We start from the raw sequence: 19515 nt of genomic DNA, 5'->3' as shown, positions 1-19515 counted from the left end.
ACATGATCGCTGGCGAACCAACGTGGCCGGTCCGTGCGCTGCGCAGCCAGCTGGACAGGGTTCGGCGGCGCGATCGGTCACCATGTCGACCCGGCACCGGGTACGGACCTCGATCAGGGACGTGCCGTGGCGTGTCCGCGGCGCAGGGCGAAGTCGACGATGCCGAGCACGCGGACAGTGCATCCGGCCAGATAGCCGTTCTCATCGAAGTCACCGCGTGCCAGCCGTTCGGCCAGTACCTCTTTCGCGCTCGAGATGAACGGATGGGCTCTGGACAGCGGTCGGACTCACGGGGTGGAATCGGGTACAGAAGGATCGGTTCGAGCGTTCTCGTCGGCGCGGATGCGGCGGCGTAGATTGGCGAACTGCCGGGCCTGCATGATCAAGTGAGCGGGCTGGCCTAACAGAAAATCGGCGACCGACATCAAAGGGCGAGGCGCATCGCGTCCGATGGTGCGCACGACCAGGCGAGTGCGTCCGCCGGGCAGCTCGGTCAGGTGGAAACCCCATACGCCTTGGGTGAACATCCGCGGAAGGGGTCCGCGCGGGTCGAAGGGGCGGCCACTGGGCAGTGCGAGATCACTGCGCAGCACCAAGGTCGTCGGGCGATCGGCGATCGCCACCGTGAAATACATGCGCCCGTCGACGGTCGCGTTGACCCGGTCACCTTCACGCACCTCCTGCCATTCCGGTACGACCCGCGTCGAACTCGGCCGACCGCCGTTGTCCAGACGATCCCAGCTGTACCAGCCGGCGCGGTCGGCGCCCATCTGGACCAGCCAGCGCCAGACCTCCTCTGGGGGTGCCTCGAGCGTCGTGGCCATGGTCGAGCAGCCCGTAGGAGCAGGCACCAGCATGTCACCGGGATACTCGCCCGCCACCTCTGCCGGGGTGGCGCCCCAGTGCAACATCCGATGCCGCAGCGCCAAGGCCGCGACGCCCGTCGCCAACAGGGGAAGGGTCCATCCCATGTCGTGCCCTCCCGTCAGGTGTTTTTCTTCTGGATCCAGCTCAACAGGTGCGGTCCGGCGCCGACAGGGCCGATAGTCCCGAGACGCGGCCGGCCAGCAACCCGGCACTCCGGGAACTCCTGGCGAACAGGTCTCGCGAATGGACTACCTGACGACCCGCTTCGCAATACGCGCACCGACGAGGAGTGCCGTTACGGCAACGACGCCGACCACAGTGATCAGTCGATTGACGTCGATCGCCGGCTGCCAGCTCACTCGCCCGTCCCGCAGCACGTAGACCCCCACCGGCTTGGCGCCCAAGCCGAATCCGACGCCAGATCCTTCCTGTCCGTCTTTGTCGCTGCCTCCACCGCCGCCCCCACCGCCTGATACGGCGGCCGCCGCGATCAGCGTGGTGCCGTCCTGTTCGACCGGCTCGGCATACACCCGTTGCACCGTCATGGCATCCTTGGCCGACGCGAGAACGTCTTCGACCTTCATTGTGCTTCCTCTCGTCACGCGCCTGGACAGGCCTTCCATCCAGTCGTGCTTCAGTGTCCGACTTCAGCCAGCCGCGCAAGAGAGTCGATCGGCCCTTGATAGTGGGAGAAACGGCAACGGATCCGGGCGCGTAAAAGAATCGGCTCACCTCAGCGCGCGGGCGAGCAGACACGCTCGCACCGCGTTCCACCGATCGCTCTACCCACAAAGGTTTTGACACTCCTGAAGCTGCCTCTTTTGTCCGATGAGTTTCGAGCGCGTAGGAGGTCTACCCGGTTATGAGGAAACTGATCTACGGGTTCAGCGTGTCCCTGGACGGCTACATCAACGACCGCGACGGCAACATCGACTGGACCAACCCAGACGAGGAGCTGCACCAGTTCCACAACGACCGCTACCGCGAGATCGAGGTCTCGCTGCACGGCCGTCGCCTGTACGAGCTGATGGCCGAGTACTGGCCGCACGTGCCCGAGGACGCGCCGCGCATCGAACGTGAGTTCGGCAGGCTCTGGACGGAGAAGCCGAAGGTCGTCTTCTCCCGCACGCTCAGCGAGGTCCACTGGAACAGCACGCTGATCAGCGAGAACGCGGTCGAGGAGGTCCGCAGGCTCAAGGCTGGAGGCGATGGCGTCATGGAGGTCGGTGGCGCGAGCCTCGCGGCCGCGCTGATGCCACACGGGCTCATCGACGAGTTCCAGCTGTTCCTCTTGCCCGTGGTGCTCGGCGGCGGCACACCGCTGTTCCCATCGCTGGACACCCGCATCCGGCTCCGATTGGCCGAGACGAGGCACTTCAACACCGCGGTGATGCTGCGCTATCTCACCGACTGAGGTCCGTTCAACCGCAGCAGCACCCGCTACCAGACACCACCGCGTTGATCATTTTATTTGGACCAGCTAAGCGAGTGGTTCCGTGGCATCCGGCCCCGGAGCCTCAGCGAAAACCCGTTGGCAGACCACGGCGACCACTGCTACCGTTCCGGAGGCCGTGCGAGAGAACGAGGAGGTGGTACCCGTGAACGCAGTATCGACATGGGTGCTCCCCTCTGGGGTCACGGTCGGGCGATAGGTCGTCCGGGAGCGCCGCTCGAGAGCACTCCCGAAAGGCACGACCATGCACTTCACTTCTGAACAACGCCTCGACGACGGCGTCCTCGAACGCGAATTCACCCTCGGCGAGATCCCCGGCATCCTGTGGACGCCCGGATCCGCATCCGCACCGGCGCCGCTGATCCTGCTCGGCCACCCCGGCGGACTGCGTCAGATGTACCCCCGACTGGTGGCTCGGGCCCGGCACGCCGCGGCGGAGGGCTTCGCCGCGGCCACCATCGAGCTCCCCGGCAGCGGTGACCGGCCCCGTTCGGTCGCCGCCGAGCAGGCCCGCGCCGACCTGCGCCGGGCGCTGGAGGCCGGCGAGCGGGTCGACGACGAGATCGTCGACCGGCTCGTTCTCCCGCTGGTCGACAAGGCGGTCCCGGAATGGCGGGCCGCCCTGGACGCCCTGCTTTCGCTGCCCGAGATCGGCGGCCCGGTCGGTTACGCGGGAGGGGTGATCGCCATCGGCATCCGGCTGGCGGTGGTCGAGCCGCGCATCTCGGCCGCCCTTCTGTTCGCCGGGAGTTTCGTGCCCCGCACCATGTTCGAGGAGGCCCGGCAGGTCACTATTCCGCTGCAGGTCCTGCTGCAGTGGGACGACGAGGGAAACGACCGGCAGCTGGCCCTGGACCTGTTCGATGCCTTCGGCTCCGAGGAGAAGACCCTGCACGCCAATATGGGCGGGCACACCGGCGTCCCGCAGTTCGAGGGGGACGACGGGAACCGGTTCTTCGTCCGGCACCTGAAGTGAGGCAGGCCCGTCAGGCCGGCAGCAGACGATAGGAGCTGCCGGCCAGGACACCGCTCATCGAGGACAGGTCCCGGCCCTCCTCGATGGCGGTGGCCAGCAGATGCACAACCGGCCCCGATCGCGGTGGAACCGGTCGGTCGGGGCGGCGCTTCTCAGGATCGACGTCTGGCGGCCTGCACCGCCTCTACATCTGTACCGCACAGTCGGTGCACGTCGAACAGCCCAGGCGCCACGCCGACAGATGATGGCCGCACTCGGCGTTCCATTTCAAAAATCTTCGCGGACAGCGATGAGTCCTCGGACGGTGCTCCGTCCTATCCGTTGAACGCGCTACCAACCCGGCGCGACCAACCAGAAGGACCAGAAATGACCACCGCCAACTTCTCCAACGACGTCACCGACCGTCCCGGCAAGGTCCGCAACCGCGCCCTGTGGACCCTGCAGATCCTGCTCGGCCTGTTCTTCATCATCGCCTCCGGCGGGCCGAAGCTCGTTATGCCGAACGCCTTGGCGGACAACGCCCCCGAGAACCTCACCATCCCCATCGGGCTGCTCGTCTTCATCGGAGTTGTGGAGGTCGCAGGCGGTATCGGCCTGATGGTACCACGGCTGAGTGCGCTGGCTGCCGCGGGTCTGTCCGTTCTCACCGTGCTCGCCGCCGGGACGCAGGCTTTCATCGCCGACAAGCCCTTGATGGGGATCTTCCCACTGGTGCTTGCCGCGATCTTCGCGTGGATCGCCTACGAGCGCCGCGCCACAATCACCGATCTGCGAAACTCGCTCTCGCGATGAAAAATCCATAAGTACGACCGGCGATCGGTGGCCCACCCACCGATCGCCGGTCGTGCGTTCGCGGATCGATCGCCCGTTGGGTTGGCGGCGATCGATCCAGCGGCCATCTGGTTCGCGGCGGCCCGACCCGGCCGCCGCTTCAGGTGGCAGTCGTCGCGTCCGGGCGTAAAACGACACTGGGGCAGTACGCCGGGCGGACGTGCCGATGGTGCGTCGTGGGAAGCCATCGAGCCTGCGGCCGGGACGACCCGGCAATCCGCGCAGGAACATCGGCGACGAAAGCAGCGCTGGCGAGTCACCGCAGATATCTGCGCGCTATGCGCGGTAACTCCTCACCCGAACCTCCGCTCCGCCGAGTGTGAACCGGCCCGAGCTAGCGTGGCCGCGGCGCGCCCGCGGTCACGGTCGAGTCCCGCGCGTCCAACCACGCTGTCATCGCATCGAGTGCGAGCCGGAATGCTTTGAGATGTGCTCGATTCAGGTATCCGTGCCAGGAATGCGGCACCACGGTGTACGACACCGGGACCCCGGCGGCGGCGAGTTCGGCGGCGAAGGACTCCCCCGAGGCGCGAAGGGTGTCGTGGTCGGCGTCGAGCATCAGAGCCGGCGGCAGGCCGGTGAGGTCGCCACCGCCGGGGAAGGCGCCGCTGTTCAACAGGTCCTTGTTGCCGACGTAGTTGAGGTTCATCCGGTGGACGGCGGGCGGTGACAACTGCCGGTATCCGGCCAGTCCGCGCACGGCCGCGCGCACCGACTCTGACAGCGGCGGCAGCTCGGCGTGAAAAACGCCGTAGCAGAGCAACAATCCGGCCACACCGAGTAGCCGTTGTGTGGCGGTGACGGCGAGGCAGGCGCCCGCGCTGGCGCCGCCGACCACGATCGCGTCGCATTCGGCCGCCAGCGCGCGCCCCGCGTCGACCACGTCGTCCAGCCCGGCGGGATAGTGGTTGACCGTGGAGGAGCGGCTCCAGGGGAGGCGGGGCGCGAGCCGGTAGTCGACCGTGCGCACCCTGCGCCCGGATTCCGCCAGTCGCAGCGCGACGAGGTGGGATTCGGCCTGATCCAGGTTCCCCCACGCGAATCCGCCGCCGTGCAGCCACAGCACGGCCGCGGCGCCCGCACGCGGTTGTTCCGGGAAATAGTCTCGGACGGGTATCTCACCCTGCTTGCCTTGAATGGTCCGATCGTGGGTACGGACCCGCATCCCACCTCTGTCGGCCCCCAGGGGCAACGAATCGTGACGTTCCAACATGGCAGACCCTGACCTGGCGAGAACACTTCAGCCCGGCAGCTTACTCACCTCGATCCGCCGAGCGGGCCGTGAGTCCCGCCGAACTCGGGCGCGGCGCATGTAGACTCCACACCCCACCGCAGGCCGCCGGCCTTCCGGTGGCCCTGGTGTTCGGTGACGGATCTCGTGATCAGCGCTGCGGCCAGTCTGTCTCGGCCGCGAAGAAAGCGGATGCCGCCCACCGTGAGTTGGAATTGCCGGAGTCGGGAATTGATATCGCGACCGTTGCGTGGATGCCGGTGTCCCCGAAGGCCCTCATGGGAGAACCACGGGGTTCTCTCCCGCATCGATGAGGAGTCGGTTGACGCGCAATGATCGACGGTTACGGATCATGTAATTGCCGTCGCCCATATCGACGATCTTCTTCGCTCTCAGCCGGCTGACATCGAGGGCTATGTAGTGCGAGAGACGCGCCGACAGGCCGAGACGGTCTGCCAAGTCGATATCGGGCAGGGTTCCCGGTTCGATCGTTGTCAGGAACTGTCCGCGGCGGTTACCAGGTCCCCACGATGAGCGAAGCTTGCCACTGTCCAGGATGCCCGCCAAACCTTCGGAGGAAGTGTAGTGATACAAGACTCGTGCGGGGCGCTTGCCGGCATTGGGGATGGCCCATCTGATCGCATGCTGGTCGTAGACTGAACGCTCTCGTTCGGAGTCCCATTTTCCTCGAAAGCGCGAACTCATCTCCCGGTCCTCGGCGGGGAACATGTCAGCGGACCTGGACGCATGTTGCACAAAGCCGCCCAGCTTTTCCGCGATCGCTTTTCCTGCGGCATCGAAGGACCCGCTGATGTTTCTCGCGATTGTCGTCATCAGCTTTATGACCGGCTCTGCCATTGTGCACCTGCCCTCGAGCGTCCGACAACCTCTGGGTTGTCAGTCGAGATCGATGATTTCACCTTCCAGCACCGCCAGCCGTTCTTGCGTTCCCGACCCGCGACCACCCCCGACGCATACTCGCGCACCTGCTCGCGGCTCGGCATGGGTTTGGCCCGCGCTGTTCGACTACAGCCGTGAAGGCGAGCCCGAGCAAGCCGAACACTCGGCGTGAACCACCATACGGACCTGGTGCAGCCACCTCAGCCGGCCCTGGTGTGGCGCGACGGTAGCGCGTTCGCGATCAAACGCTGGGCACCGTTCAGCCCCGTCGCGTGAAGGGGAGACAGCGGGTATGCCGACGGCGAACAAATACGCACTGAGACCGATTCGCATCGATAATGAGCCGTGAAAACCGATGCTCGAAAGGCCGGAAGGTGAACCGGATGGACGATGTACTGCTGACCCCGCCAGACCTCGACGAGGTGCAGCTACTCGCGCGCGGTGTGGTCACGGCCGCGCAGGGGGAGGACGGTCTGACACCGTTGCAGCAGTTGCTGATTCCCGCGCTGTTCCTGTCCATGACCGGTCACCCGGTCGAGTTGGCAGCACTGGAGTCCATCACCGCGCCGGAATTCGCGGTCCGATTGGCTCGGCGCAACCGGATCTTCCGTGAACGGATCGTGCAGACCATGCTGCTGGCTGCGCTGGTGGTGCGGCCGCTGCCATCGGTGGTGGCGAACAGGTTGCGGGAGTTCGCCGACGCATTGGACATCGACGACGACATGATCGCGGTGGCGCACAAGTATGCCGAAGGCGCCATCGATCTCGCCGCGGTCGATTTCGCACGCAACGGATACCTCGGCGGCCTCGACCCGCGCAGGCTCACCGCGCTGCACACCCAGAGCCTGGACAGCTCCTGGGGCCAGGTCAGCGACGACCCGGTGCTGGCCGCACGCTGGGCGTCGCTGCGCGACCTGCCGGTGGGGACTCTCGGCCGCGGCGTCGCGGACTTCTACCGCGATCGCGGCTTCGTCACCCCAGGTCTGCCTGGTTCGGCGCCGCCACTGCTGGCCCAGCACGATTGGGTGCACGTGCTCGCCGGATACGGCACCACCTTGGAAAACGAGATCGAGGTCTTCGCTTTCATGGCGCGCGCCAACGACGACCCGCGCGCGTTCAGCCTGCTCGCCATGGTGGTCTCCCTCTTCGAAACCGGCTACCTTCACGCCGGCGCCGGCCTGTTCGAGGCAAACGAGGGCCACCTGCGGACCGCGGGCATGGCCACCCGCCTCGCCGACGCCATGCGCCGTGGCGCCCTCACCCAGGGCAGCCACGATTTCCTCGACCTGGACTGGTTTACCCTCGCGGACCGCCCGATCACCGTGGTGCGCAACGAGATCGACCTGACGCCCAAGTCGTCTGCCGCGGTCGCCGCCGGATCGGTCGGTCCGTGGGAAGGCGGTGGCATCACTCCGTTCCAGCTGCATTCAGCCGAGCAAGCAGCAGAAGCCGACGGGCGACCATATATCCCATGGCAACCCGACCCGTCGCGCGATTGATTGGTGGCCGATCATCGCGCTCCGCGCCGGCCCGGCCCGCGACGGGGTAGGCCATCATCATGTCGCGGGCCGGCTGGACGAAGGGGCGGTTCGGGCCGAAACGGCGGACGAACGCCAGCGTGGTCGCCAGAACCTCCGGCGAACGTTACCGCCAGAGTGGTTGGCCCCCAGCACAACCGGCCCCTCTGCGGTAACCCGCTCCAGCCCGCGCACCTCCGCCCGGAAATAGAGGCGGACCGATAATCAGCCGAGCCTCATGGTGTCGGCGATGAACTCCTGGTCGCGTTCGACGGGTCAGCGGTGGTACGCGAGCCTTCACCTGCTAGGCGACCAAGTTCGTCGCTCGGTCGCCGGTTCCTGTCGCCAGTCGAAAGACCTCCAGGGCAACGGTGTTCGTCTAGGCGCCGGTCGAGAGCAGCTGGTCGAAGAATCCTCGGTAACCGCGCAACGCCTGCCGGAGGCCTTCGGTGTCGGACGTGTCGCCGAGCCGCGCGTCCAGTTCGCGCTTGCGCTGCTGGTAGGTCGCGACCAGCTGGTCGATGGTGCCGCCGAGCAGTTCGTCGGCGCGGTCTACGGCGGCCCTCGGGTTGTCGACGAAGGTGACCTGGACCTCCCGCCACTGGGTGCGCAGACGATCGAGATCGGCTTCGGCGATCAATGGCGTGAGCTGGTCGTTCGCCGCGGGAGCGGTCCGCGCGGCGTCGGATCCGCGAGCGGCGTCCTGCGGAACACCCTGTGTGGAAGTGTCCACGCCGCTCCGGTCGGCGTCGTCGGCTAGCTCCGCGCGTCCGGCGCCGGTCGCGGACAGCTTGGCTGGGGCGGTCTCGCGCACCGAGCCCGAGTCGGGGGCCACCCGAGCGGGCGAGTCCGGCTCGGACGCGTCGCCGCTCGGCTTCGCGGTCTGTCCGGTATCGCGCTGGACTGCTTCGGTTTCGCCGACCGGCCCGGTGTTGGCTTCGTGCCGACGGTCCGTCGCCTCGTTGTACTGGCCAGCTCGCGACCCGGCGGGCTCTCCCGTCCTGGTCGAATCCTCTTCCGCCCTGGTGTGCAGCTGCCGTTCGGATTCGGTGCTCATGAGTTCACGTCCTTCTTCTCCTGGTCGGCCACGCCGAGCAGGTCCTTGAAAACTTCCCGGTAGTGCACGACAGCCGTGCGCCGATCCTCGGTGGACACCTCCGCACCCGCCGGTCGCGTCGCGATCTCGTGCGCGGCGCGATAGTGGCCCAGCGGCTCGGCGTGCTCCACGGACAGATCGGCGAGCTGCTGCTCGTAGTCTTCCGTGGGGTAGCCGCGCTCGGCCATGATCGTGGTGACGAGGCGGTCGGCCTCGGTCAGCGCACCGGCCGGGTCGTCGATGAATCGCTCCTGCACCTCGACCCAGCGCGTGGTGTAAACCCGCTTCTCGTCGTCCGAAAGATCGCGTAGCCGCAACTGTGCGTGCCTGCGCTCGCGTTCGGCGAGTTCTTGCTCTGCCGTCTTGCGGTCCTCGAGTTCCTGCACCGTCCGGTCGTATTCGGGGCCGAATCTGCGGCGTAGTCGCTGCCTACGCACCATCGGCCGGACCAGGAAAGCGAGAATGCCCGCGACGACGATGACGATGACGGCGATGATCACCCATGTTTCAGCCGACATCTTGACCTCCTTGCCGAGCTTGTTCGCAGCGGTAATGCCTCTTCTGGGTGGTTCCAAACCCTTGATCTTCGCCAGATCACTCAGTCACCGTCTTTCCGTTCTCGGGTGGTACGAGGTGTTCTCGGCCACGCCGTCGCTGGATCGCTCAACACCCGAATGGTCGTTGACCTCAGCGTCCACGCTCTGGCGAAGCCGGGTGAGCAGATCGTCGCGGACTTCCCTGCATCGACGCCCGAACTGAAAAGCGAGCCCCGCAGCGCTTTTCGGTTTCGGATGCGTTTGGACCGATCCGCTTGTACCGGCACTACGGATCAACAGCATTGCGATCGGCCGGGCCCGGATCGCCGTTGTCGCATAGGCTATTTCGAGTCGCAGTGTCAGCAAGGAGTTTGCGCAATGGGCCAACCGTTCCAGCCCGGACCGATGCCGCATAATCCATGGCTGCCAACAGATCACGGGTGGGGCGCGTCCCTGAGCCCACCCGTCGGGCAACCAGTTCCGGGCTACTGGCCCGGCGGCGGGCGCGGCGCGGCCGATGCTATAGCCGCGGCCGCATCGGCGCTGGCGGCGATCCTGTATCTCGTGCGCCGGATCTGGCTCTACACTCAGTACGGCAAGTTCTTCTGGTACGACGTCGTTCTGGTCATCACCGTCGTGTTCGCCCTGGTCGCCGCGATTCTGCTGCTCACAGCGAGTAAGCCCGCGACCGCCCGGATCGCCGGTGGTATCGCAGCCGGTATGGTGTTCGCCCCCAATGCCAGCTATGTCTTCGGCGCCTTCGATCGCAGTTTCCGGGCCGGCCACGGCGCGTGGCAAGACGGTGGTTGGCTCTCGATCCCGGCGACGCTCATCGCGCTCATCGCAATCGGCGCACTGCTCGCGGCGGCGTCCAGCGTGGGACCGCAGCAGGTCGCCGGGGCCGGCTTCCGGCCTCCAGGCCCCCAGCCACCGAATCAGTGGCCCTATCCACCGACCGGCCAACCGCCTACCGGCTACCCCAGCCAGTATCAGCCGCCGCAGTGAGTCTCCCCAAGCGAGCGCGCTTACCGCTACAACGCAGGACAGCTGGTCAGGTGGTGGCCATCGAACTTTTCCACACCCGGGATACACCTGCGCTGCGCTTCGCCTACTTCGGATATGCCCACAGGAATTCGACGTCGGAGCGGTGATTCGACCACCGGCTCCACGCGGAGACTTCGCCGCAGTCCGGTTTCGAGGTGGTATTTGCCCGTTGCTCGGCTCAGAGTGCGTTTGCCCCGCTGTTTCGCGGATTCGAGCCGTACTCCGCGCTGATCGCGGGGCTGCGGCAGGTGGTCAAGTCATCATGGTGTCCGTCCTTCTTGCTCCCTGGCCTCATGAAGTAGGACAGCTTCACGAGCTTCGCCTGGGCGCGGAAGCTCCTGAGTAAGGAAGGTTCGTTTCCCCCATTCATATGCGTAGAGCGCTCTCCGCATCCAATGTGAGGGACAATCTTGAAAATCATCACTGGGGTGAGGATCGTCCATCACCAGGGCTTCCATAGCCGCGTGAAAGCCGGCTCTGTTGATCTCGATTTCGGAAAAATACATGCTCAGTCCTTATTTGAAGTCAGTGTGAGGCACCTCCGGCAATGGCAGCGATAGCAAGTGTCGGCAACATACGGACGGCACTTGCCTGTCTGCTGAGAACGACGTCAGCAACCCGCTGCCCGCTGCCGCAAGCTCGAGGATTGGATCGACATGTTCGCCGTTCCGAAGCCGGTGGTGCGCGAACCGGCGAATGGTGGCGAAGGTCCCGTCGCGGCATTCCTGCTCGCAGGCTGCTGGGTCGCCAGTCGTGCGCATTAGGAGACACCACGGAAGCGGGTTCCGCGCCGGGCTCGGGCGGATACCGCGGCGGCACGCACATCGTGGGCTCCTCGGCAGTCGGGCGCCACTTTTCCCAGTTCGTCGGCGAATCGTCGAGCAAGTCGAGAAGGGTCGGCACCTCAGCCATCGCGCATCCTTCCGTACACCAGCGGCTGAACGTATACCGTACGTTCGCTAGATTACTGTTCAAGCAGTGACCATGCTCACAGCACCTCGGGAAACTGTCAAGATAACCTGGGAATTTATGCACCCGCATGAGTAAATCTGGATGTAGCATGTTCAGTATGGCTGAACCGTCTATCTTTGGTGAGGATGCCGGCGGTACCGGTGCGGGTCATCTGGTGCGCCGGAGTCGCACGGCGGCTGGAGTCTCGCTGCGGGAACTGGCGCGCAAGATCGACGTCAGCGCTGGAACCCTCAGCGCCATCGAGAACGGCAAGACACCGCTGACCGTCGACCGACTCGACCGAATCGCTGCCGAACTCGGTGTCTCCACCGTCGATATTCTCACCGCCCGCCCAACAGCTGCCGCCGACGCTCCCGACCACTCGCCTGCCCGTTCGGTTGGCGACGGGCAAACGTGGCGCAGCTTTGAGCCGCTGATACTCGATCCTGTTCTCGGCGCGGCGATCGCCGCATTCCTGCAAACCGGTTACCACGGCGCGACGATGAGGAGCATTGCGGCGAACGCCGGTATGAGCGTTGCCGGCGTCTACCACTATTACCGGAGTAAACAGGACCTGCTCGTCGCCATCTTCGACCTCGGAATGTCCGAACTGCACTGGCGAATTCCGGCAGCCCGCGACGACGGCGTCACCGTGGTCGAACGATTCGCCAACATGGTCGAAGCCCTCGCGCTGTTCCACACGCACCGTGGTGACCTCGCGTTCATCGGCGCCAGCGAAATGCGCAGCTTCGACGAACCCAACCGCTCCCGAATCGCCGCCCTGCGCAGCGACATTCAGCGAATGATCGACGATCAAGTCGCCGCCGGCATCCGGGCAGGCGAATTCACCACCCCCCACCCCCGCGAAGCCGCCCGCGCTGTCTCCACCATGTGCACTTCCCTACCACAGTGGTTCCGCCCCGGTGGCCCCATCTCTCGCCACCAAATCGCCGTCGAATACGCGCAATTCGCCGTCGACATCATGCGCGGACACACGCGACCCCAGCCGTCATAGCCCAAACTCCACCGGGACGGCTGTACGAAGGCGGGACGGCTGTACGAAGGGTCTGCGCACTGCTCGGTCCACATGACGTCCGCCGAACGGGCCATCCCCTTGCGATCTCGAAGCCCGCATCGTTCGTGGTCGGCAGCAGCGCGGCATCCCCGGCCACGACCACGGTGGCGCCAACCGCTGCTTCGTCGCCGACTACGACCGTTACGACGACAACGGCTACGCAGCAGGAGAGACCCATAAAGGCGAATTCGGCTGACGAGATCCCGACCCGGCAGTGCCTTCACCGCCGGCCGCGGCACTTGCGTGCCGAGCGGCGGCCAGCCGGAGAAACCTCAGGATCGCTGTCAGGGACTGCGCGACGGCCGCTCAGGGTCGGCTCCCTGCCGCTTCTCACCTGACTTCGAGTCCGGATCGACCTTGTCCGCGCGCTCCCACTCCTTGTCCAACTCGGTTCGCGAACCCGACGCCTCGCTGCGATGCGTGTGCGCTTGCTGGGCGAGTTGCTCGGCTTGCGCCGCCTTGGCCTCGGCTTCCGCCTTTGCCGCCCGGCTCCTGGCGGCAGTCTCGTCCGCCCGCGCCTCCCGTTGAGCGACCTCGACTTCCCGTTCCGCCGCGCGGTCACGGATACCCCGAGCCTCGACCCGCTGGTGTTCACGCCGTCTGCGCGTCAACACCAATACGCCAGCCAGCAAGATAACCACAGCGGCGACGACAATGATCACGATCAGAATGGTGGTGTTCATCTTTTCGACTCCTCGCACTCGCCCCCTTTGCCTAACGCCACTCGATTACCCCTGAACTGCGAAAATGAACGGGCCTGCTGCCACCGCCGGATAACGCGGGGCCACGCGGTGCCCATGACACGTTGTTTTTCTGGCTTGGGCGGGGCCGCGGACCTCGGTGATGTGGAGCCGGATGCTCGATGCACACCACGGCGTACCGCGGTAACGAAGCGCTGGGGTTCCTCATGCTGTGGACATCACGCGGCCTGCAGCGGTCCGGCGAGCGACTTGCGTAGCGAGGACGGGCCGACCAGCGGCAGCAGCACCGCTAGGAGCTTGCCCTCGAGCGCCTGCGGGGTCCGGGTCAGCTCGACATGAAAGACCTGGTGGCGCTCGTGGATGGCCCCGGTGAGCGGAGCGGCATCCTGGCGTCGAATTTGGAAATCGACAGCGCGCACCAATTGGTCAAGGTGATGTTGCGGCCGCCAGCCATCTTCAACGTCCCGGATTGAAAGCTGCGCCCGGCTCCGCAGAACCTAGCCGCGGTAGATCTCGACATAGGCGTTGGTGAGCACGGCGACGACGCCGGGACCCATTCCGGTGCAGCCTGCGGTGATGCGCTGGCCTGCCGGTGTGAAGGGGTAGCTGAGAACAGGATAGGGACCGACTCCGTACAGCGGAAACGGCCCGCTGGCGTAGAGGCCGAAGCAGTCGACGTGCAGGACGTAGTTGCTTCCGCCGTCTGGCTGGCACGTCGCAGACGCACCGAAGAGATCTCGTTCGACGGTGCAATCCTGCGGCGCCGCCTGGGCGGCGCCCGAACCGATGATCGCAACAGCGGCCAGACCACAAAGGCCGGCCGTCGCGACTCGTGTGGCGGCGACAAGCGTCTTGTTCATGGAACTCCCTCGGTGTCAGTTGATTTGGCGCCAGTTGATCTTCGGATGAGGGAGTCTCGACGTTACGGCGTTCGCTGCGTTGGGCAGGGATTCGCGGATCACCTCAGCGCAGGGATCGGCCACCGGAGACGCAGCCGGCGGAGGTGTCGGCGAGCAGGGCCTTCATGGCGAGGACAGAGCCGCTGTTCAGTCGGTTCAGTCGCCCAAGGTGTCCCGGTCCTGCTGAGCAAGGACGAAGGTGCCTTGTCCGTTGGGGTCCAGCCCGGTGTCGAGGATCTTGTCGTCCAGGAATGCGGCGGCCTGCTGGTCCAGGTAGATCCGTGAGCCTTCGGCATCCAGAACCTGGTCCTGCTCGGCCGGCCCTGCGGCAACCGCGAGCTGCAACGTCTCAGCGTCGTCCACCGTGGAGATGCGCAGCCCGGCATTCTCTGGTGTGCCCTCGGCGGAGGTGATACTGCGAACGGCCTCGATGGCCGCGGGGGTGATCATCAACATGTGTCTGTTTCCTTCCCGCTGTGATGACAGTCAGCCCGGTAAAACGGCGAGCTCAGGTCCCCAGGGCAGCGATCGTCATCGGTGTCGGCAGCCAGCCACCGGGCGTTCTCCCAGGAGTAGCCACGGGCTGCTTCGCGAAACCATGGTTTCGGCGGCAGTCTCGTATGTCCATTATATCGCTCGAATTCAGAACGATCGTTGTAGTATTGAACGAACGATGGTTGCCCAGCGGATGCGCGGCGGGAGTTTACGTGGACGACAAGGTCGAGATACCGACTCGAGTGCTCGTGGAAAGCATGGTGCGCGAGGACGCGACCATCGACGCGGCGGAACTCTATGCGGTCGCGAACACGCTGGGCATGACCGACCAGCAGGTCCGCCTGCACATCCGGCGCCTCGTCGCTGACGGCCAGCTCACCCAGGACGGCCGTGGCCGTCGGGCAACGCTGCGGGCCGGCGCCGCTCTCTGCAGCTCGATCGAGCCGAACATCGAGTTCATCCGCTATATGTACGACCAGGATCGCGGCGCCGAACCTTGGGACGGAACCTGGCACCTGGTCGCCTTCGCGATTCCAGAGGCCGAGCGGCGAGCCCGGGATGCCGTGCGCGACGGCATTGTTCACCTCGGCGGAGCGGCGATCCAGAGCGGCCTTTATGTATCGCCGAATCCATGGGAACCCTATGTCGAAGACCTGGCAACCGAGCTCGGCATCGGCGCATACCTGACCTACTTCACCACCGTGAATCTCCGTACGAGCGGCCTGGATTCGCCGCGGGAAGTCGCCGCCCGGCTGTGGCCGTTAGACCAGATCGCTGCGCGCCACGCCCGGCTACTCCGTATCGCACAGTCGCGGCTCGACCGCATAACCGGCCCGCGCGCCCTGACGCAACCCGAGATGCTCACCGTGCTGGTCGAACTCGGTGCCGAGTTCACCAGGGCCATGGATTCCGACCCGCTGCTGCCCCCGGAGTTGCTTCCCCAGCCGTGGCCCGGCACCCGCGCCCGTGCGCTGGTCGCGGAATGCTGGTCGCACCTGATGAATCAGGGAACGTCACCGACCCGGCCGCGGGTGTTCCGCCTCTATCGCGATGTTGTCCGGTACGTCACCGAGGATGTGCACCGAGGTTCGGCCGAGTTCGACACCGCACGGCGGTAACCACTGGGCATGGCCGGTGCTGCCGGCCACGAATGGTGTGTTGGCAATCCGAAGGAGGATGTTGTGCGGGTTCTTGCTCTGGGCGGTGCAGGGGCAATGGGACGGGCCGGCCTTCGGTTGGCCGCGACACTGCCCGGCGTGACCGAAGTCGTGGTTGCCGACCGCGACTTCAACGCCGCTCACGCAGTGTCCGAAGAGTTGACCGGGCTCGGCGCCATCGTCCGCCCCCGCCGCGTCGATGTGACCGAGTCCGACGATCTCGACGAGGCGCTGCGCGACGCCGATGTGGTGCTCAATACCGTTGGCCCCTACTACCATTTCGGTCCCACTGTGCTGCAGGCGGCGATCCGGGCCCGAACGGACTACCTCGACATCTGCGACGACTGGGAGCCGACGCTGCGGATGCTCGAACTCGACGCGCTTGCCCGCGAGGCCGGGGTGTGCGCGATTATCGGCATGGGGGCAAGTCCTGGCGTGAGCAATCTGCTTGCGGCACTCGCTGCTCGTGCAGTCGACCGCATCGAAAATGTCTACACGGCATGGCCTGTCGATGTTGCGGACGAGCTCGACACCACCGAGGCTGTCGGCGCGGCAGGCGAGCCATCGGCCGCCGCGGTGCATTGGATGCAGCAGATCAGCGGCACTATCACCGTTGTCCGCGGCGGCCGCATCACCCAGGAGGCGCCGCTGCGCCCGGTCCCGCTGGCGCTGCCCGGGGGACGCTGCGGCACCGCCTACACCGTCGGCCATCCGGAGCCGGTCACCTTCCAACGCACCCTCTCCCCGTCCGGCGAAGCCGCCACCCTGATGATCGTCACGCCGGGCACCGCGGCCTACCTCGATGTGCTGCGCACCGACATCGACAAGGGCGCGCTCACTAACGAGTCCGCGGCCAGGGATCTGGCTGAACCGACCCTGCGCCGGGCGCTTCGATCCGCGAAACGCGCCACCACGTTCCGATCCCACGGCACTCTGCCACTATTCTTCGCCGCGATCACCGGCGCCGTCGGACCCGAGCGCCACACCGTTCTCGCCCATCTCATCGAAACCGCCGAGACCGCCGCGCTCACCGGGGATATGGCCCGATTTACAGGAATTCCCCTGGCGCTGAGCTTGTCTCAGCTCGCCGACCGCACGGCGGTGCGGCCCGGCGTGCATCCTCCGGAAGCGATCATCGACCCCGAACGCTTCTTCACCGATCTCGGTGCCCACCTCGGTCTGGACGAGACAACCCATGTCGTCAGCATCGAGCAGGCGCCGAGCGCGACGCTTGCCGGGCACCGATAGCGCGAGGGATCGCGGCCCCGTGCCTACTAACGCGCTGAGCCGACGCGGTGCATGGCGTGGATATCGAGCGTGGCCAGGGACCAGTCGTCGGTCAGCGTGAAGCCGAAATGCTGATAGAGCGGGACGTTCCTCAGGTCTGCGGTGGTCAACCCAAGTCAGCTGCGTGGCCGCGTCGAGCGCGGAGCCGGGTGGGCTGAGCAAGGCGGCGGCGCCCGGCACAGTGCGGGTGACCAGATGTCGCAATCGTGCAGTGGCGGCGAACCAGTGACGTTTTCGGTCCCCTGCGACCCAGGACATGCCGGGTTCGGATTCAAACGCTGGGGCGAGGACGATATCCGGTTCCAACGGGGACCTCCGGAATCAGATGGCAGATCAGCAATTTGAGATAGAACAGCGGGATGAACCAGGCAAGCAGCGCCGGTACCGGGAACACGATCAGGTTGATCAGGAACACGGCCATGTAGGCCGCCATGGCAACCGGGCGGCGCAGTGCGACCGGCACGGCTTCGATCAGCAGCGCAGACCCGAGCAGCAGCAGAGTATTGGCCACGAACCATGCCGGATCGCCGAGAAGCAGAAAACCCACCACGGCGATGTGCAGGGTGTGAACCGCGACGAATGCCAAACGGCCGCGCGACGAGCGGGTCCGGTGGTACCAGCGTTTCGCCGAGTTCGTCGCGTTGGTGAGCACGCCGCCGACCAGATCGCAGGCAATCACGGCGAGCGCTACGACTTCCGCGATGCTGCGTCCGGAAAGTGCTGTCCCGCAGTACGTTACGAGAAGAAGTACACAGACGGCGCCGCCCGTGTATTCGACCGCCGACTCCGCTCGTGTTTTCCCCGGTCCCATGAACCGCTCCAGGCGCCCCGCCCATCCCTGCCGTGTCGTCGGGATCGCCCAATCGGCTTGCAGGTCGCTACGCATGACGCGGTCCCCACAGTCCGGCCAGCAGGCTGAAGATCTGATCGGGATCGCCGCCGCTCGTGAGCGCCCAGTGGTCACCGGCGCGCAGCACGGCCGCGGACGCCGCTGTCAGCAGCCCGCGGTCGACGTCCGCACGGATGATGCCCAGTTCGATGCCGTTGCCGATCACCGCAGCGAGCCACGACTGCTCGTCTCCGGCAGGTAGGCGGGCGATGGCGGCGTCGGCCAGCGCGAGGTCCAGTGGATTGTCCCGGAGGAAGCCGACCAGTGCGGCCGAGTTCTCGCGCAGGCGCGCCCAGAACACGTCGGCAGTGTGGGCCGCTACCCATGCCCCCAGCCGTTCTCGCAGTCGATCGGAGACATCCGACAGCACTAGCGCGAGTATGTCTTCTTTCCCGTCGAAATACTGGTAAGCAGAGCTTTTCGAGATGCGGGCGTTGGCGATGATCGTGTTGTACGACGCCCCCTCCGGTCCGTGGTGCGCGAACTCGGCCTTCGCGGCGTCGATGATGACGCGCTGTCGTTCCGGCGGGAGGCGGTGAAAGCGAGGAAGAGGCATGCACCAATAGTACACACTATTGGTGTGTACCACTAGTTCATGGCCCAGGCGGCAACAAGGCCGGCTGCCTGAGTGGCCGAGCCCACGACGACGATGAGGGCCTCGCGGGCGAAGATGAGAAGTGTGAACTGGCCAGTCGATAGTTGTGCAAGGACCAGGAGCATTGTCGATCGTGAACGCTGAACGGCCTTTCGCCGCCATGTCCCCCGCGACCGGTGAAGATGTTGTGCTGCAGGCTTTCCGCGCGGAGAGTACTCGATTGTGCGAGGTGCTCGGGGAGCTGACCGAGGCGCAATTCGCCCTTGCGACTCCGTGCCCGCCATGGAATGTCGCCGAATTGGCGGTACACATCAACTCCGCTGTCGCCCGCGTCCTCGCGGGACTCGCCGCGCCCGCGCCACCTCGAGCGGATATCGCTGCCGCCGACTACTACCGACCGGAAATCTTCGACGGCGCTGCCAATGCCGAGCGGGTACGCATGGCCCAACGCGACGCCGCCGTTTACCAGAACGCGACCGCGATCACCGCGGCATTCGGCGACACTTGGCGACAGGCCGACATAGCGATATCGGGGCAACCCGCCGATCGCATGATCACCACCCGATGGGGCGACGGCATCCTGTTGAGCGAATTCATGATCACCCGTGTGGTCGAGCTGGTTCTGCACGGCCTCGACATCGCCATCGCACTCGGCGCGTCGGCATGGACTACACCCGAAGCCGCTGCGGTCGTGGGCGACTTCTTGCGGATCGAGCCCGCCGCCACCCACCTGGGTTGGGACCGCCCGACTGCGTTGGCCAAAGCCAGCGGGCGCGCGGCGCTGTCCACCAGAGAGTCAGCCGAACTCGCGCGCCTGAACATCACCTGGAGACGGTTCGGCTAGCGCACACTATCAGTCAAGCGGTCGCTTGCCGCAAGGCGGTGCAGGTGGCCCGTCCCCACTGAATGAGACCGCTCGGTTTTAGAGTCCTGATGGCCCTGATGAGGGTCGGAAGGGACACTGAGGGATATGGCAGGACGCAAGCGGCATTCCGCGGAGGAGATCGTGCGGAAG

Annotated in this window: 22 protein-coding genes; 9 read left to right on the top strand and 13 right to left on the bottom strand. The window is 65.9% G+C overall.

Annotation, left to right across the window (positions count from 1 at the left end):
• Window positions 1-287: 287 nt before the first annotated feature.
• Window positions 288-971 carry a hypothetical protein gene (locus tag IU459_RS28825; RefSeq protein WP_228838674.1) on the bottom strand — a complete coding sequence of 228 codons (684 nt, stop codon included), beginning with the start codon at window positions 969-971 and terminating at the stop codon, window positions 288-290.
• A 144-nt stretch (window positions 972-1115) separates the two neighbouring features.
• Window positions 1116-1451 carry a spore germination protein GerW family protein gene (locus tag IU459_RS28820; RefSeq protein ID WP_195132730.1) on the bottom strand — a complete coding sequence of 112 codons (336 nt, stop codon included), beginning with the start codon at window positions 1449-1451 and terminating at the stop codon, window positions 1116-1118.
• A gap of 278 nt (window positions 1452-1729) precedes the next feature.
• Here IU459_RS28820 and IU459_RS28815 point away from each other — a divergent pair, with 278 nt between their 5' ends.
• The 3 genes from IU459_RS28815 to IU459_RS28805 all read left to right on the top strand — a co-directional run bounded on the left by IU459_RS28815 (window position 1730) and on the right by IU459_RS28805 (window position 4088).
• Window positions 1730-2281, top strand: coding sequence for a dihydrofolate reductase family protein (locus IU459_RS28815; protein ID WP_195132729.1), 552 nt, complete (start codon window positions 1730-1732; stop codon window positions 2279-2281).
• A 283-nt stretch (window positions 2282-2564) separates the two neighbouring features.
• Entirely contained in the window at window positions 2565-3296 is a 732-nt protein-coding gene (locus tag IU459_RS28810) for an alpha/beta hydrolase (protein WP_195132728.1), read from the top strand.
• A 366-nt stretch (window positions 3297-3662) separates the two neighbouring features.
• On the top strand, window positions 3663-4088 hold the full coding sequence (locus IU459_RS28805; RefSeq protein WP_195132727.1) for a DoxX family protein: 426 nt from the start codon (window positions 3663-3665) through the stop codon (window positions 4086-4088).
• 373 nt (window positions 4089-4461) lie between these two features.
• Here IU459_RS28805 and IU459_RS28800 read toward each other — a convergent pair whose 3' ends face one another.
• Window positions 4462-5292 (bottom strand): alpha/beta hydrolase, encoded by an 831-nt coding sequence (locus IU459_RS28800; RefSeq protein WP_195132726.1) that lies wholly within the window; start codon window positions 5290-5292, stop codon window positions 4462-4464.
• A gap of 342 nt (window positions 5293-5634) precedes the next feature.
• A complete protein-coding gene (locus IU459_RS28795) occupies window positions 5635-6216 on the bottom strand; it encodes an HYD1 signature containing ADP-ribosyltransferase family protein (protein WP_195132725.1) in 582 nt (193 codons plus the stop codon).
• A 425-nt stretch (window positions 6217-6641) separates the two neighbouring features.
• Here IU459_RS28795 and IU459_RS28790 point away from each other — a divergent pair, with 425 nt between their 5' ends.
• A complete protein-coding gene (locus IU459_RS28790; RefSeq protein WP_195132724.1) occupies window positions 6642-7757 on the top strand; it encodes a hypothetical protein in 1116 nt (371 codons plus the stop codon).
• Between the two features lie 397 nt (window positions 7758-8154).
• On the opposite strand, the gene IU459_RS28785 is transcribed toward IU459_RS28790, so the two are convergent.
• Window positions 8155-8832 (bottom strand): hypothetical protein, encoded by a 678-nt coding sequence (locus tag IU459_RS28785; RefSeq protein WP_195132723.1) that lies wholly within the window; start codon window positions 8830-8832, stop codon window positions 8155-8157.
• Window positions 8829-9389 (bottom strand): hypothetical protein, encoded by a 561-nt coding sequence (locus tag IU459_RS28780; RefSeq protein WP_195132722.1) that lies wholly within the window; start codon window positions 9387-9389, stop codon window positions 8829-8831. Before IU459_RS28780 ends, IU459_RS28785 begins: the two co-directional genes overlap by 4 nt.
• 396 nt (window positions 9390-9785) lie before the next feature.
• Here IU459_RS28780 and IU459_RS28775 point away from each other — a divergent pair, with 396 nt between their 5' ends.
• A complete protein-coding gene (locus tag IU459_RS28775) occupies window positions 9786-10412 on the top strand; it encodes a hypothetical protein (RefSeq protein ID WP_195132721.1) in 627 nt (208 codons plus the stop codon).
• A gap of 1108 nt (window positions 10413-11520) precedes the next feature.
• Window positions 11521-12417, top strand: coding sequence for a TetR family transcriptional regulator (locus IU459_RS28770; protein WP_195132720.1), 897 nt, complete (start codon window positions 11521-11523; stop codon window positions 12415-12417).
• Window positions 12418-12761: 344 nt separating this feature from the next.
• On the opposite strand, the gene IU459_RS28765 is transcribed toward IU459_RS28770, so the two are convergent.
• From IU459_RS28765 to IU459_RS28750, 4 genes are all read right to left on the bottom strand, one after another.
• Complete coding sequence (locus IU459_RS28765) at window positions 12762-13160, bottom strand: hypothetical protein (protein ID WP_195132719.1); 399 nt, start codon at window positions 13158-13160, stop codon at window positions 12762-12764.
• A gap of 236 nt (window positions 13161-13396) precedes the next feature.
• Complete coding sequence (locus IU459_RS28760) at window positions 13397-13600, bottom strand: hypothetical protein (RefSeq protein ID WP_195132785.1); 204 nt, start codon at window positions 13598-13600, stop codon at window positions 13397-13399.
• A gap of 75 nt (window positions 13601-13675) precedes the next feature.
• Window positions 13676-14038, bottom strand: a complete 363-nt coding sequence (locus IU459_RS28755) for a hypothetical protein (protein ID WP_228838673.1) — start codon at window positions 14036-14038, stop codon at window positions 13676-13678.
• A 195-nt stretch (window positions 14039-14233) separates the two neighbouring features.
• Window positions 14234-14533: a hypothetical protein gene (locus IU459_RS28750; protein WP_195132718.1), complete on the bottom strand. Its 300-nt coding sequence runs from the start codon at window positions 14531-14533 to the stop codon at window positions 14234-14236.
• Between the two features lie 296 nt (window positions 14534-14829).
• On the opposite strand from IU459_RS28750, the gene IU459_RS28745 reads away from it, so the two are divergent.
• Complete coding sequence (locus IU459_RS28745) at window positions 14830-15690, top strand: PaaX family transcriptional regulator C-terminal domain-containing protein (protein WP_440446538.1); 861 nt, start codon at window positions 14830-14832, stop codon at window positions 15688-15690.
• Between the two features lie 63 nt (window positions 15691-15753).
• On the top strand, window positions 15754-16977 hold the full coding sequence (locus IU459_RS28740; protein ID WP_440446536.1) for a saccharopine dehydrogenase family protein: 1224 nt from the start codon (window positions 15754-15756) through the stop codon (window positions 16975-16977).
• A gap of 26 nt (window positions 16978-17003) precedes the next feature.
• On the opposite strand, the gene IU459_RS39435 is transcribed toward IU459_RS28740, so the two are convergent.
• The 3 genes from IU459_RS39435 to IU459_RS28730 form a co-directional block, all read right to left on the bottom strand.
• Complete coding sequence (locus IU459_RS39435; RefSeq protein ID WP_267469905.1) at window positions 17004-17126, bottom strand: hypothetical protein; 123 nt, start codon at window positions 17124-17126, stop codon at window positions 17004-17006.
• Window positions 17127-17287: 161 nt separating this feature from the next.
• The gene (locus IU459_RS28735) at window positions 17288-17902 is read right to left on the bottom strand and encodes a hypothetical protein (RefSeq protein ID WP_195132716.1); all 615 of its coding nucleotides are present in this window, start codon (window positions 17900-17902) and stop codon (window positions 17288-17290) included.
• Complete coding sequence (locus IU459_RS28730) at window positions 17895-18461, bottom strand: TetR/AcrR family transcriptional regulator (protein WP_228838672.1); 567 nt, start codon at window positions 18459-18461, stop codon at window positions 17895-17897. The genes IU459_RS28735 and IU459_RS28730 overlap by 8 nt, the downstream gene beginning before the upstream one ends.
• Window positions 18462-18633: 172 nt before the next feature.
• On the opposite strand from IU459_RS28730, the gene IU459_RS28725 reads away from it, so the two are divergent.
• Entirely contained in the window at window positions 18634-19344 is a 711-nt protein-coding gene (locus IU459_RS28725) for a maleylpyruvate isomerase N-terminal domain-containing protein (protein ID WP_195132714.1), read from the top strand.
• Window positions 19345-19515 lie beyond the last annotated feature (171 nt).

Origin of the sequence: Nocardia amamiensis, assembly GCF_015477605.1 — a bacterium.
In the GTDB taxonomy this organism is placed as follows: domain Bacteria; phylum Actinomycetota; class Actinomycetes; order Mycobacteriales; family Mycobacteriaceae; genus Nocardia; species Nocardia amamiensis_A.
Note: the sequence above shows the minus strand (reverse complement) of the source record. Positions and strands in the feature narration are given on the sequence as shown.